This is a genomic window from Psychrobacter sp. TB67 (assembly GCF_000511065.1).
Lineage (GTDB): Bacteria > Pseudomonadota > Gammaproteobacteria > Pseudomonadales > Moraxellaceae > Psychrobacter > Psychrobacter okhotskensis.
Map to the genome: position 1 here is coordinate 20,348 of NZ_AYYA01000032.1, position 14,779 is coordinate 35,126.

The 14,779-nt window shown below is 43.4% G+C and carries 14 protein-coding genes; 6 read left to right on the plus strand and 8 right to left on the minus strand.

Going from position 1 to position 14,779, the window contains the following annotated elements; genetic code table 11:
- Positions 1-32 precede the first annotated feature (32 nt).
- From W293_RS16100 to W293_RS0104960, 4 genes are all read right to left on the minus strand, one after another.
- Entirely contained in the window at positions 33-587 is a 555-nt protein-coding gene (locus tag W293_RS16100) for a surface lipoprotein assembly modifier (protein ID WP_319802576.1), read from the minus strand.
- 16 nt (positions 588-603) lie between these two features.
- The gene (locus W293_RS0104950; RefSeq protein WP_025651395.1) at positions 604-2,085 is read right to left on the minus strand and encodes an outer membrane protein transport protein; all 1,482 of its coding nucleotides are present in this window, start codon (positions 2,083-2,085) and stop codon (positions 604-606) included.
- Positions 2,086-2,493: 408 nt separating this feature from the next.
- Positions 2,494-3,705 (minus strand): OmpP1/FadL family transporter, encoded by a 1,212-nt coding sequence (locus W293_RS0104955; protein ID WP_025651396.1) that lies wholly within the window; start codon positions 3,703-3,705, stop codon positions 2,494-2,496.
- A gap of 235 nt (positions 3,706-3,940) precedes the next feature.
- Complete coding sequence (locus W293_RS0104960) at positions 3,941-4,222, minus strand: SlyX family protein (RefSeq protein ID WP_025651397.1); 282 nt, start codon at positions 4,220-4,222, stop codon at positions 3,941-3,943.
- A gap of 241 nt (positions 4,223-4,463) precedes the next feature.
- Between W293_RS0104960 and W293_RS0104965 the strand changes: the two genes are divergently transcribed.
- The 6 genes from W293_RS0104965 (at position 4,464) to W293_RS0104990 (ending at position 10,864) form a co-directional block, all read left to right on the plus strand.
- A complete protein-coding gene (locus W293_RS0104965) occupies positions 4,464-6,407 on the plus strand; it encodes an ATP-binding cassette domain-containing protein (RefSeq protein WP_025651398.1) in 1,944 nt (647 codons plus the stop codon).
- 541 nt (positions 6,408-6,948) lie between these two features.
- On the plus strand, positions 6,949-7,533 hold the full coding sequence (gene petA / locus W293_RS0104970) for a ubiquinol-cytochrome c reductase iron-sulfur subunit (protein WP_025651399.1): 585 nt from the start codon (positions 6,949-6,951) through the stop codon (positions 7,531-7,533).
- Positions 7,534-7,540: 7 nt separating this feature from the next.
- The gene (locus W293_RS0104975; RefSeq protein WP_025651400.1) at positions 7,541-8,761 is read left to right on the plus strand and encodes a cytochrome b N-terminal domain-containing protein; all 1,221 of its coding nucleotides are present in this window, start codon (positions 7,541-7,543) and stop codon (positions 8,759-8,761) included.
- Positions 8,761-9,474, plus strand: coding sequence for a cytochrome c1 (locus W293_RS0104980; RefSeq protein ID WP_025651401.1), 714 nt, complete (start codon positions 8,761-8,763; stop codon positions 9,472-9,474). Before W293_RS0104975 ends, W293_RS0104980 begins: the two co-directional genes overlap by 1 nt.
- A 205-nt stretch (positions 9,475-9,679) precedes the next feature.
- The gene (locus W293_RS0104985; RefSeq protein WP_025651402.1) at positions 9,680-10,294 is read left to right on the plus strand and encodes a glutathione S-transferase N-terminal domain-containing protein; all 615 of its coding nucleotides are present in this window, start codon (positions 9,680-9,682) and stop codon (positions 10,292-10,294) included.
- Positions 10,295-10,426: 132 nt separating this feature from the next.
- The gene (locus tag W293_RS0104990) at positions 10,427-10,864 is read left to right on the plus strand and encodes a ClpXP protease specificity-enhancing factor (RefSeq protein WP_025651403.1); all 438 of its coding nucleotides are present in this window, start codon (positions 10,427-10,429) and stop codon (positions 10,862-10,864) included.
- Positions 10,865-10,991: 127 nt separating this feature from the next.
- Here the strand turns inward: W293_RS0104990 and dcd are convergent, their stop codons facing one another.
- The 4 genes from dcd to apbC all read right to left on the minus strand — a co-directional run bounded on the left by dcd (position 10,992) and on the right by apbC (position 14,668).
- Positions 10,992-11,567: a dCTP deaminase gene (gene dcd, locus W293_RS0104995; protein WP_011513914.1), complete on the minus strand. Its 576-nt coding sequence runs from the start codon at positions 11,565-11,567 to the stop codon at positions 10,992-10,994.
- Between the two features lie 156 nt (positions 11,568-11,723).
- Entirely contained in the window at positions 11,724-12,884 is a 1,161-nt protein-coding gene (locus tag W293_RS0105000) for a DUF2804 domain-containing protein (RefSeq protein WP_025651404.1), read from the minus strand.
- Positions 12,885-12,907: 23 nt separating this feature from the next.
- Positions 12,908-13,333, minus strand: a complete 426-nt coding sequence (locus W293_RS0105005) for a hypothetical protein (protein ID WP_025651405.1) — start codon at positions 13,331-13,333, stop codon at positions 12,908-12,910.
- A 102-nt stretch (positions 13,334-13,435) separates the two neighbouring features.
- Positions 13,436-14,668, minus strand: a complete 1,233-nt coding sequence (gene apbC / locus W293_RS0105010; protein ID WP_025651406.1) for an iron-sulfur cluster carrier protein ApbC — start codon at positions 14,666-14,668, stop codon at positions 13,436-13,438.
- Positions 14,669-14,779 lie beyond the last annotated feature (111 nt).

Consider the following 14,779-nt stretch of genomic DNA (forward strand, 5'->3'; position numbering starts at 1 on the left):
GAGGTCTTTTAGTATCAACGTTTTATATCTTATTAGAAAGTTTTGGTTAGTAATACTGTCGCTGATTTTTCATCTCGGTCATCATAGTAAGCAAAATTGCTCGATGTGGTTTCATAATCAAACACCAAACGTGGCGTGAGTCCTAGTAACGTAAAATCTCGCTTCCATACTTGCAAGCCCAATGAGGCAGTTTTGTCTTCTCTGGTCGAGCCGGGCACGCCGCCTACGGCATTATAATAGCCTTTCCATGCGCCGCTTCCTGCGGGATATGCATCGGCAGGATCATCATATTTTTTTATACCATAGCCTACTGTCGCAAGTGTGGAAAGACCGCGTTTCCACTCACGGCTCCAACCAACATTTACTGAACTACGATCGTAGCTAATGATATTCGATTTAGGAACATCGTTCTGATAAGTGCCTACACCGCCATAAAAGTACTCTTTCGCGTCTTTAATATAAAAAGCATTTAAGCCTAAGAACTGACCATCTGTTTCACGGTTTGAATTGCTGTCATCCTCAAAGGTTTCTTTGGAGACAATAAAAAAAGCGACCCAACTGGATCGCTTTTCTGTTAATGCTTTAATGACTTACAATAAATTCTTATTTTCCTTGATAAGACAATTTCATACCAAGGATATAGCCGTCATTGTCTTGGAAGTCACCTACGATCTGCTTAGTAGGTAATTGTCCTTTAGCATCGCCGAACCATAAGTATTTACCGCCTGCTGATATCGCCCACTCAGGAGTAACGTTGTATTTAGCGCCAAGACCGACGCTATAATAGCCATCGATTGGTCCTAATGACGTTGTTGGATCACCTGAACCACTATCCCAACCAACGGTTCCGCTAACCGCTAAGGCTGGTGCTAAACGTTTGGCAAGACCAAGCTCTACTTGCCATTGGTCATCGTCATAATCGACTAAGTTTAAACCGTCAGGACCGTAGCTTCCTTTACTGACTTCATTATATAAAGGCGGCGTAATTTTAAAATCACCCCACGGTACCCAACGTACTTTTGCAGTGGCTAACATCGTTGGGTTAATACCAGTTTGGAAATCAAAGTTTACTGATTTTGGAGTAGTAATCTCCATGTTAGTAGTTTGAGTCGAAGGAAGCTTGCCACCACTTGCAATAGGAGCAATAGGATAGCTTTCATAAATATTCATACTATGGTCAATTTCAGATCTATATGTCAAAGCAGCTTTTAGGGCAATTTCTGGTTTACTATACGATACACCTGCCAACCAACCATAATCCTGATCAGGACTAACATGAGAAGTATAATTTGTCGCAGGACCATATGCACTACCACGCAATCTTACATCTGCCTTAATACGCTGAGCGACTGGGCCGCCATAAATTTGGAACTCTTTATTAGCACCGAACTTAGCTCCTAAAATAGCTGTCAGACTCTCAGAGCGCACTTCAACATTCGTACCTTCGGTATTAGCAAGCTGCTCAATAGCATAATCATTTAGCGCTCCTAATTTTTCACCAGCAGCAATTTGCGCTTTACCAGCCTCAATCTGAGGACGCAAAACTGGTTCTAGCGCAGGATTTGCTGCAATTGCCGCTTCACCTTGTCTAACTTCTTCTCTTCCTGCGGCGAGATCATCTTGAATAGACTCTACATAAGCATTTAAACTTCCAGCATTAGTAATACCTGGTATCTTTTGCTGCGAAATAAGCCCATCTATTGCTGCAGTTGGAGCACCCGTAAAGTTATTATCTCCACTATAAGCAGCAGCAGCACCAAACGGCTCATCGTATAGAACACCGACACTAAACGTATCATTGATATCAGTTTTTACACCATAACGGAAAAAATCATAAGATTCAGCAACTTCACCCGTACTCCTACCTTGGACATAACCGGCATCATCAGTGGCAACACGTTGATTATCATAACCGCTAACATCAGCGTCGATATAGGTATATACAGCTTCGGCATAAGTGCCATCTTGTAAGAATGCAGTGATATCTTGACCTGAACGATCAAGACCTGCAGCGTTAGTCATACTGGCTACAGAAAGAGTAGCTATCGCTACAGCAAGAGTTTTTAAATGAAAAGTAGCGCGCATTGTATATCTCCAAACATCCTCGTTGTTTAATCGTTGTAATAATCAACATTTAGCATTGTTACGCAAAATATATGATTATGTAAACGATGTCCTAAAATGAATAGTAATGACTTTCTGACATTAAAACAACAATTAAAACGCTTTATTTCTTGTTAATGACTGAGCGGTACAAAAAATTAAATTAATTTAATAAACAATAGTTTGCTAAATATACAATCATTAATTCCTAATTAACACTATTGGCGAACTTAAATGGAAAAACATAGGTTTTTATTCTTAAATTAAAAGATATTGATTATTGTATTTTTCTTTATTACAAACATAAAAAAACGACCCATTCAGGATCGCTTTTTTATCGTTGTTAAATTACCAAATAAATAGCCAAACTATATAATGCTCAGTTTGCTATTACTTCGCTTGATAAGATACTTTTACACCAAGTGCAAAACCGTCGTTGTCTTCAAACTTGCTGACAACTTGCTTAGTTGGGATTTGGCCTTCAGCATCACCGAACCACAGATATTTACCACCAGCAGACACTGCCCAGTTTTCAGTGATGTCATATTTACCACCTAGACCGACACTGTAATAGCCTTCAATTGGGCCAAGTGAAGTGACAGGATTACCTGCACCACTATCCCAACCAACCGTACCGCTAATTGCAAACTGTGGGGCTAGACGCTTAGCAAGACCTAACTCAACCTGCCACTGGTCTTCATCATAACTAACTAATGCCAAACCTTTATCGTCTTGTGTAGAAACTTTACTCACATCGTTGTATAACGAGGGTACGATAGCAAAGTCACTCCAAGGTACCCAGCGCACTTTAGCCGTTGCTAGTGTCGTTGGATTAATACCCGTTTGAAAATCAAAGTTGACTGATTCAGGTGTGGTAATTTCAATACTTTCGCTTCTAGTTGTTGAAAGACCCAATGCAGTTACAACAGGAGCTGGGATAAGACCAGAACCGACAACAGGATAAATTTCTGCTGATTGTGCATTATGTTCGATTTCTGAACGGTAGGTTAAGGCGGCTTTCAATGCAATTTCAGGCTTGCTGTAAGCAAAACCTGCAAGATAACCATAGTCCTGATCGGCACTAATGTGAGTGGTATAACCGTTAGCAGCACTATAAGCAGTACCACGTAATTTTACGTCAGCTTTTACACGTTGGGCTACTGGACCACCATAGACTTGAAAGCTTTTATTTTCGCCAAATTTTGCACCGATAATACCAGTAATGTTTTCAGTACGCACTTCTACATTGGTACCTTCACCATTTGCATCTATAAAATTGTTGTCGCCGCTATAATCAGCAGCAGCACCGAAAGGCTCGTCGTATAAGATACCAACACTGAATGTATCATTGATATCTGCTTTTACGCCATAACGAAAAAAGTCATAATCTTCTGCGATGTCATCAATTTTATTGCCTGATGAATCCTTGCCACTCACATCGGCATCGATATAAGTATAAACGGTTTCGGCATAGGTTCCATCTTGTAAGAATGCGGTGATATCCTGACCTGAACGATCAAGACCAGCAGCACTAGCGACGCTAGCAACAGAAAGAGCAGCAACAGCTACCGTAAGGGTTTTTAGGTGAAAAGTGGCCCGCATTGTGTATCTCCAAACATCCGCATTGTTTTACCGCCATACCGAGGGATTGATAAGTAGGCAGCAGCTAAGGGGAAGGATACTAATGGCTTTTTCACCTTAAGACAACTGTAAAAATACATTATTACCGAATTATGACTAGACAGTCATCGACTAGTAACTGTATCTAAAAATGTGGATATAATTTTAGCTTGAAATATACAGATATAATTAGTGGCCTTTAAAGGCTCATAGGTATTTAATAATGAGGTGGTCTATCAGCCATCACATCAAACGGCGCAATCCCCCCTTCAGTATCTTGGCTTTCAACTTGTTTATATATAAGCTGCAGCTGACGTTGCAGGGTCTGGATATGCTTATCTTGCCGAGCGACTACTTCATCGAGCCGCTCTACCGTCAGCTCCAAATGAGACATATTCATCTGTAATTCGATCACTTGAGCATGTAGCTCGCTTTGGTCGGCAGATGTATCGCCTTGAGAGTCGAGTAACGGTTTCGTTGGTGGTACAGATTGATCCATATTTTTCTCTAAGTGATTGTATTTATGTGAGGTGTTTGAAGGAATATATATTAGTGATTGATGACCGTTAAATAGTAGCCGTTAAATAGCGATAACATTGACAGCCTATTTGCTATTGATAGAAGCGAAAAATAGTGCTGATAAAGCATTTACTCGCACTACAGTCAGGTGGTGGCATGTTATACTGCTGCCAATTTTGCAACAACCCCTACCTCACTATTATATAAGCTTAAGATATTTTATGGCACTGATACATCTAAAAGATATTCACCTCGCATTTGGCGTCGCTCCCGTCCTCGATGGTATTGATTTTGCAATCGATGCTGGCGAGCGCGTGTGTTTGATTGGTCGCAATGGCGAAGGCAAATCCACGCTGTTTAAGTTAATCAATGGCTCGTTGCAGCCTGACAGCGGTGAGATTATTACCAACAGTAGTATGCGTGTCGCTATGCTAGAACAAGACGTCCCCGAAACCAGTGGCCGTATATTAGATATCGTCATGGGTGGTAGCCGTCGCACCGCGGATCTGCTGATTGACTATAATAAGCAGGTCGATATGTGTGCCGATGGCGATATGGATGCTTGTGAGCATATGGCGAACTTGCAGCATGATATCGATGCAGTACATGGCTGGGATCTAGAGCGTGATGCCACGCGACTGATTACGACCATGGGACTTGATCCAGAAGATGATTTATCGTCGCTATCTGGTGGTCGTAAGCGCCGTGTGCTACTCGCGCGCTCACTGGTTACCAAGCCTGATGTCTTGCTACTAGATGAGCCGACCAACCATTTGGACGTCGAAAGTATCGAATGGCTAGAGCGCTTCTTGTTAGATTGGCAAGGATTGACCTTGTTATTCGTGACCCATGATAGAGCATTCGTCAATAAGCTCGCGACGCGTATTGTTGAGCTTGACCGTGGTCAGCTGACAAGCTATGACGTCACTCAAGGTGCTAAAGGTTATGCACGCTATCAAGAACTAAAAGAGCTACAGTTACTCGCTGAAGAAAAAAACAATGCCAACTTTGATAAAAAACTGGCCCAAGAAGAAGTTTGGATTCGCCAAGGCATCAAAGCCCGTCGCACCCGTAACGAAGGCCGTGTACGTGAGCTAAAAGCACTGCGTGAAGAGCGTAGCGGTCGCCGTGAGCAAGTCGGTAACGTTAACATCACTATGGGTGAAGGCGAAAAAAGTGGCAAGCTGGTTTGTAAGGTTAAAAACTTGCATCTGGAATATGATGGCAACGTACTGGTTGATAACTTTAGTACCATGATTATGCGTGGTGACAAGATTGGTATCGTTGGTCCCAACGGTGCTGGTAAAACCACGTTGATTAAAGCCCTACTCGATATGTCTGACGATGAAGTGACCAAAACAGGTAGCGTTGAGCTAGGCACTAACCTAAAAATCGCCTTCTTCGATCAGCTACGTGATCAGTTAGATCTAGAAGCCAGTGTCGCGCAAAACGTCTCTGAAGGTTCTGACTTCGTCGAAGTGGGTGGCCGCAAAACTCACATCATGAGCTACTTACAAGACTTCTTGTTTGCCCCAGAGCGTGCACGTACGCCAGTCAAAGCATTGTCGGGTGGTGAGCGTAACCGCGTCCTACTTGCCAAGCAGTTGCTAAAGCCTGCCAATATTTTGGTACTTGATGAGCCAACCAACGACTTGGATATGGCCACCCTTGAGCTCTTAGAAGAATCGGTTAGCAGCTTTAACGGTACTATCTTGCTGATTAGCCATGACCGCTCGTTCATGGACAATGTCGTCACCTCTACCTGGGTGTTCGATACTGATGAAGAAGGCAAAGGCATCGTCAAAGAGTACGTCGGTGGTTATCAAGAGTATCTGGTACAAAAAAACCGTGAAGAAGCCACACGTGCTGCTAGGTCGCCAAATAACAGTGCCACGAACAATAAACCTGCTAATAAGCCTACTCAAGCTGCCAAACCCAATACAGCTGCTAAAAAGCTCAACTATAATGAACAACGTGAGTTGGACAATTTGCCAAAAGAGATTGCGGCGCTTGAAGCTGAACAAAATGCGCTACAAGAAAAATTGGCTGATGGCTCGTGGTTTACTAAAGACTTCGATGCGGCAACAGCGGCTAGTGAGCGTTTACTGGTGATTGAAGATGAGATGATGAGTAAGCTTGAGCGTTGGAGCACACTTGAAGGCTAATGTGAATCGCTAAAGCCTACCTTTAATAGATGCTTTAATAAACACACGCAATGGATAGAGAGATTAAATTTTCATTGTGACGTTGGTCTTTAAGGGAACAAAAATTATCATCATGCTATTACATGCTATTAATAGTGTGGTGATAATTGCTTTACGACTACTTACATAGAGATTAGGGACTGAAAGTTAGTGAACATTACCTCAATTTCAAGTATCATTCGCTATTGTTGAATACCCTTATTAATTATAAGGTCATCACACTGACTCACCTTGCTGGTATAAAAACGGTAATGACACGTCGATATTCACGCCATCTGGCACGAATCATCCGCTTCAACCGCATAGTATGCCCTATCAAGGTTGCTTTATTTTTAACGCAATAATTTATTTTATGACCAAAATAGCTTAGAATAGCAACAATTAGCAAAATTAGGCACAGCTAAAGTGGCTTGATATTGTATCTATATTTTTAAGCCAATATTCTCTAAGCCACAAACCCAGTGTGGGATAATCCCATTTCATTCACCTGGAGGAAGTATTAATGAGCCATGCCGAAGGCGTTAATGTACAACGCCGTAGAGTTCTTATTGCCTCGACTGCCGCGATTGGTGCAGCTGGGGTAGCTGCAGTGGCGACACCTTTTGTCCGTTCTTGGACGCCAAGCGCAAAAGCTGAAGCTGCAGGGGCGGCTGTTACCCAAGATATCGGTTCTATCGAAGATGGACAAATGATTGTCATCAAATATCGTGGTAAACCTATTTATGTGGTTAAGCGCACCGAAGAGATGATCGCAGGATTAGAGTCAGTCAAGCCAATGCTGTCTGACCCTGACTCTAGTGCATCATTACAACCTGAATACTGTGCGAATCCTACGCGCTCTTTAGAACCAGCTGTGTTGGTTGTTGAAGGCGTGTGTACGCATTTGGGCTGTGCGCCGAACTATCGCCCTGATGTTGGTGCTGCTGATTTAGGCGGTAATGACTGGTATGGCGGATTTTTCTGCCCCTGCCACGGATCTAAGTATGATTTAGCAGGTCGCGTCTTTAGTGGCGTTCCAGCACCGCTTAACTTACCTATCCCAGAATATAACATGGATGGTACCATCTTGACGGTTGGGGAGGCTTAATATGAGTATGGGTAAAAAAATCATGCACTGGGTGGACGCGCGCTTTCCTGCGACCGAAACCTATGAATACCACATGTCCAAGTACTACGCACCAAAAAACTTCAACTTTTGGTACTTCTTCGGCGTGTTATCTATGGTCGTACTGGTCAACCAATTGGTGACTGGTATATGGCTTACGATGATGTACAACCCAAGTGCCGAAGGGGCATTTGCGTCTGTTGAATACATCATGCGTGACGTAAAAGGTGGTTGGCTCATTCGCTATATGCACTCAACCGGCGCATCTGCGTTTTTCGTCGTTGTATACCTGCATATGTTTAGAGCCTTGCTATATGGTTCATACCAAAAACCTCGTGAGCTTATCTGGCTCATCGGTATGGGTATCTACCTAGCACTTATGGCAGAAGGTTTCTTCGGTTACCTACTACCTTGGGGCAACATGTCATTCTGGGGTGCTCAGGTTATCTTGAACTTACCTGCAGCTCTACCTGTTATTGGTGATGGCCTTGCTGAATGGGTACGTGGTGACTATATCATCTCTGGTATTACTCTAAACCGTTTCTTTGCGCTACACGTTGTTGCTATTCCATTAGTACTGGTAGGCTTAGTATTCATGCATATTGTAGCATTGCATCATGTGGGCTCGAACAACCCTGATGGCATCGATATTAAGAAGCTAAAAGATAAAAATGGTGTGCCATTAGACGGTATCGAATTCCATCCGTACTACACTGTGCATGACATGGTTGGTATCGTAGTGTTCTTTATCTGTTTCTTTGCAGTGGTATTCTTCTTCCCAGAAGGCGGCGGTTTCTTCCTTGAGCCACCAAACTTTGAGACAGCGAACTCACTGAAAACACCAGCACATATTGCACCAGTATGGTACTACACGCCGTTCTACGCTATTTTACGTGCGGTTCCTGACAAGCTTGGCGGTGTCATCGCGATGGGTGGTGCGATTGCCGTACTGTTCTTGATCCCATGGCTTGATAGGTCTCCTGTGCGCTCTATACGTTACAAAGGTATATTATCTAAGATTGCGCTGACCGTCTTTGCTATTAGCTTTGTTGTATTGGGCTACTTGGGTGCGACGCCTGCTACACCAACGGCAACCATCATGGCTCGTGTATTCACGATTCTATATTTCTTGTTCTTCTTACTGATGCCTTTCTACACTGCGATTGAGAAGTGTAAACAGCCACCAGAACGCGTTACCGGAGGTCACTAATGAACACGCTAATTAAATCCCTAGCTGGTCTAGGCTTAGGCGCGGCATTAACCTTGACTGCTGGTACGGCAATGGCTTCAGGCAGTGGCTGCGGTACATTCACCAATGCAGATGGCGTTGATGAACACCTGGCTTGTAGTACAGCTCCTATTGATTTTACCAATAAGGGCTCACTACAAAACGGCGCGAAGATCTTTATGAACTACTGTGCTGGGTGTCACTCAGCCAAGTACGTTCGTCATTCGCGCATTGCCAAAGATTTAGAGATACCGCCTGAGTTGGTTGAAAAGTATTTGATGGTTACTACCGATCAAATCGGTGACCACATTACTGCTGAGATAGATCCTGAGATTCAAGCGTCTTGGTTTGGCGCAGCGCCTCCTGATCTATCACTTGAGACACGTCTACGTGGCGACGACTGGGTATATACTTACCTACTATCGTTCTATGAAGATCCAAGCCGTCCTTGGGGTGCAAACAACTTAGTACTGGCCAATGCAGCGATGCCTCACGTATTGCATAATATGCAAGAAGAGTTGAGCCAAGAAGAGTTTGAATCTGAAGTTGGTGACTTGGTTAACTTTATGGCGTGGATGGGCGAACCTGCTCGTCACGACCGTCAAGTGATTGGTTTCTTCGTCATTATCTTCTTATTGGTCCTACTCATCCCAGTTTACTTGCTCAATAAAGAGTTCTGGAAAGACGTAAAATAAATAGAAGTTGATGGTATAAAAATTGAGCATGATATAAAGCACTACTTCGGTAGTGCTTTTTTATGCACTACTGTTTTACTATCCTAATAAAACCTCAAGAAAGCAGACAAATAAGGCGCTCAACAGCAACATTTACGCGAGTTGCCTTGATAAACACAGCGACTTTGTTTACGATGACAGCCTTCACTATTAACATTAGGCTTTCATGATTGATGCGAATGACATTCCAAGTAGTCAGCTGATTTTATATGCTGATGACGGCTACGACAGTCATGTGGTGCGCCTATTGCTTGAAGAAAAGAAGCTCGCTTATTATTTATCACGTTTGCATTCTGAGCGTCCTGAAGATCTGACCGAGCTCAACCCTTATCATACCTTGCCTGTCCTGCAACAGCGTGAGATTGCACTCTATGAGATTAACGTTATTTTTGAATACCTTGAAGAACGTTATCATGCCAACAAACTGCTACCTGACACCCCGCAAGAGCGAGCACAGTTTCGACAGCTGGCCTGGCGTATTCAGCGCGATTGGCTGGTCCTCGGTAAGCGACTGCTTACGCATCCAGACAGCTTTAACAAAGCACAAGCCGCATTGGCAAAAAAACAATTGGCTGATTCATTGATTACCTTATCCCCACTGTTTGCTCATAAGCCGTACTTTATGGCGGATGAGTTTGGCTGGTGTGATGTGCTGCTCGCTCCTTTATTATGGCGGCTTGAGGAGATGGATATCGAACTGCCGCGCGCTATCAGTCGTCCGTTGTTTGACTATCAAACGCGTGTCTTTGAGCGTGAGAGTTTTAAAAAAAGCGTGCGTTAATTAGACAAGTCTAAAAAACTGTCCTAAAATTGGTACCAGTGAAACAGACATTCAGTAGCATTTATCCTCTGATAAATTGCTGAAATAACTATTTTTTAATTATAAAAAATCATTAGTATAGGAAATCATCAGATGAGCGAAACCACCTCTATTACGCCAACCCGTCCCTACATGGTACGCGCGCTATACCAATGGATAGAAGACAATGCTCTGACGCCCTATCTGATGGTCGATGCGACAGCTGAAAATGTGCAAATCCCAACCGAACACGTGCAAGACGGTCGTATCGTCTTAAATATCGCCAGCCGCGCCACTGGTAATATGAGTATGGAAAATGACTATATACATTTCAGTGCGCGTTTTGGCGGTGTGTCACAAGAGATCTGGGTACCACTGACAGCGGTGCTCGGTATCTATGCTAAAGAGAACTCGCAAGGGATGTTTTTTGATCCGAATGAATATGACAACTATCAGCCTGAAGAAGATTCGACTGCTGCTGCTAAGAAAAGTCCAACAGCCGCACCCAAGCCAAAGCGTGATAATAAAGCGGGCTTAAAAGTCTTAAAATAAAGATGCAGTGAATAAACCGTAACGCATAAAAAAGCTGGTCGTATTGAATACGTCCAGCTTTTTTATTGTCAGTCTAAAAGATTAATAGCTTTCAAACGATTAGCTCTTGGCAATTAGCTCTTGGCGATTATGTTCTTGGCAGTGTCACACCGCGTTGACCTTGGTATTTACCACCGCGATCTTTATAGCTGGTCTCACAAACATCATCGGCATCGCTTTGAAAAAATAACATCTGTGCCACGCCTTCACCCGCATAAATACGCGCTGGCAAATTGGTAGTATTACTAAACTCTAAAGTCACGTGCCCTTCCCACTCAGGCTCAAGCGGCGTCACATTCACAATGATACCGCAGCGCGCATACGTTGATTTACCAAGGCAAATGGTCAATACATCGCGCGGAATACGAAAATACTCCATGGTGCGTGCTAGCGCAAACGAGTTCGGTGGAATAATACACTCGTCACCAATGACATCAATAAAGCTTTTTTCATCAAAGTTTTTTGGATCTACAATCACTGAATGAACATTGGTAAAAACTTTAAATTCAGGCGCGCAGCGTACATCATAACCATAGCTTGAGGTGCCGTAGCTAACCAAACGTTCGCCTGCATCATTAAAACGTACTTGACCCGCTTCAAACGGCTCAATCATGCCGTGTTCTTCAGCCATTTTACGAATCCAGCGGTCAGACTTGATAGACATTGTTGTTCCTTAGCAGCTATAAAATAAAATTTATGATATGAATCGTATTTTGATAGCGACGATTATACGGAATTGAAGGCTCAATTTATAGAGCAATGGCGACTTTAAAATGAATACGTTCCATAACCTAATGATCCTCACCTTATATTTTACAATCTACCATTTAGCAAAATGGTCTTCCGCTAACCCCATTACCTTATCAATCTTAATCACCTCATCTTTGATGCGAATCTCACCGCTATAAAAGCCTAGCCATTGCTCGAAGATACTGGCAAGCATACCAAAGTTATCGGTTTTCTTATAGACGCTAATCGGTGTAAAGGTTAAATCAATATCTACATTACTCCAACCGAGGTTTTGATGATAAATACGCCAAGGCTGTCGCGTATTATCTATGGTTTTAGCATTATCATCTTGCTCATTAGCTGGCAAATTTAAACCATCACGGACAAACATCACAGACGGTAAATAATAAATATGCCCATCCAGCCAGCACGCATTTTCGCTAACCCCTGTTTCATTGACGCCCATTGCTAGATTTAGGGCAAAATGACGACGGTCTGGCAAATAGCTATTAATACAGCTCCAAAACCAATTGGTCTCGTGGCGCATATAGCCAAGTGTCCAATCTAGATTGGCTATAGTGGTGTCAGTAAAGTCTATTTGCTGAGCCTGAGTGTCGGAAGCACCAACAGCATCAGCATTAAATTTTGAATTGCCCTTAACGAGTATATGTCCAGATACAGCGGTTAATGGCTCTTTTTGGGTAAACGTCCAGCCGCGTCTGCCCGTTGGTGTACAGATAGCAAGTGGCTGTGATTGCCGTGCTAATGTTGCATGGAGTGCAAGGTATTGGCTGTCCAGCACTACTTTAACTTGTGCAGGCATAAAATCTAAAGTAACGGTCAGTTTGGCATGGGTAAATACCATTTGCCCTTGATAGCAATCACCTTGTAGTTGCGTATGGCGAGTCAAAGGTTGCAAGGCTTCACATACCTCCAGCTCACCAGTCTCATCGTTATAAAGGTATACAAAGGCACTGGTCGCCAGCTTAATGGTCGCTACTGCTAAACAGACTCGATACGGCGGCTGAATAATTTGAATAAAGCAGAATTGATTGGCTTTTAGTTCTTTGCGCCAATTGGATAAGGACTTTTGCGAAATAAGATAACTGTGATAATCCAGATAATTGATGCTTTTGACTTGAGCAAAGATGCCAAAAATAGGCTGACCGTTTTGGATCAATTGATCAAGTATCATTGGTTTTGAGCTGGCTGATGAGTCTTGTTGGTTTTGGTCGTTGCGACTTTGATTCATGATTGAGGCATCCTAGCCATGGTTCATTGAGAGACTACCTGTCCTTGGTAGCTGACGGTGGTACCTATAATCCTTCTTTTTGCCTGTCCTGATGCTGCCCAAACTGTTTCTCTAATGGCTTTAATCTCTATGAATGTCAATCCATCTGCCAGCTCCTCAGTCACATTTTCTATGGCAAAAGCACTGATGCCAAATGGATGTTTGGGAAATTTAAGCAGTAGATCAGTCATCGCTTGTACCGCTTTAAAAAAATCAGCAATCACCAGTCGGCGATTGCTGAAATCCGCATGGACTTCATAGCGTTTGCTACTGCCATCTTTATAGTAGCAAACGGCACTCGCTTGATTGTTAGAGAGCTCAATCACGTATATCGGCGGGCGGAATAATTTTAAGAGCCTGTATTGCTTTGGAGTATCATCTAAATGACGTTGATAAATCAATAAGCTCATACTATTCCCCGTTTAAAATTCAAGCCTTTCAAACTTTATATGCTTAGGCTATTTTGCTATTAATAAAAGCCATTAGCACTATTAAGAGCCATTAGAAAACCATTAAAAAATACGCTTATCATCGACAGGCTTTGCAAACTTACTAATATTGGCTTCGATATTTTTAGCAATGTTTAGATAGTACGGCGCAAACTCATCATCTGCCAAAACACTTGGTTCACCTTTATCTACTTGTGCACGAATACCACTGGCAAGCGGCAGTTGTCCCAATAGCGGCACATGGTATTGCTCAGCGATTTTTTCACCGCCACCTGTACCAAAGATGGCTTCGGTATGATTACAATTACTACAGGTATGCAGCGCCATGTTTTCAACCACACCAAGTACCGGAATATTAGTCTTGTTAAACATCTCAATGCCTTTTTGCGCATCAAGTAAGGCGATATGCTGCGGCGTCGTGACAATCACCGCACCAGTCACGGGGATACGCTGGGCTAGCGTGAGCTGAATATCACCGGTACCCGGTGGCATATCAATGACCAAGTAATCTAACTGCGGCCAATTGGTTTGATTATAGAGCTGCATCAACGCCCCAGTAGCCTTTGGTCCACGCCACGCGACAGGCGTATTGTCACCATCGAGTAAGCTACCAATCGATAACATCGCCATGCCATGCGCATTGATAGGAATAAACTGCTCATTTTCTAGCTCAGGTCTGACATTATCTACGCCCAGCATGGTTGGCATACTAGGACCATAAATATCAGCATCGAGCACGCCAACACGGTTGCCTAGCTTTTGTAATGCCAAAGCGATATTCACGGTAGTCGTTGATTTACCAACACCACCTTTACCCGACGCCACCACGATAATATGGCGAATACGCGGATGCGCTGTCAATGATGCTTGTGTCGGCGCGGCTTTGGTAATCGGCGGTTCGGCAGCAGTATCAGTTTTAGTGCCACTATCAGGCTTTGATGCTGACTGATTCTGGGCGTCCATTGCATTGGTGGTCTTGGGCATGGCCTTCGGTAAGCTTGACCCTGTCCCTTTCGCTGGTGCTGGCAGACGGACGTTCATATGGATCGCTTTGATACCGTGCGGATAGAGCAGCTTTCCAAGCTCTTGTTGAATGGCTTCAGGATTACTATTTACAGGTAGACGCAAATCTAAAGTGAGCTGATCGCCGTCGCGCTCAAGACCCGTGACCATAGTGGCAATGCTGATAGTGCCTACTTCATAGCCGAGCAGTACCTTGTCCACGGCACTATCGCGTTCTGCTTTTTGCTGCGGGGTTTCATTGTGAGTGGTTTTTTTCTTCATAAAGTTAAACATAGCTACCGTTACTGCCTATACAAGTGGGTGGGTATGGTCAAACAACTCAGTGAATACTGTAGCGCATAGGATAAATATTATAGCCCATAAGCTTTTTGGCCAAACCTTTTA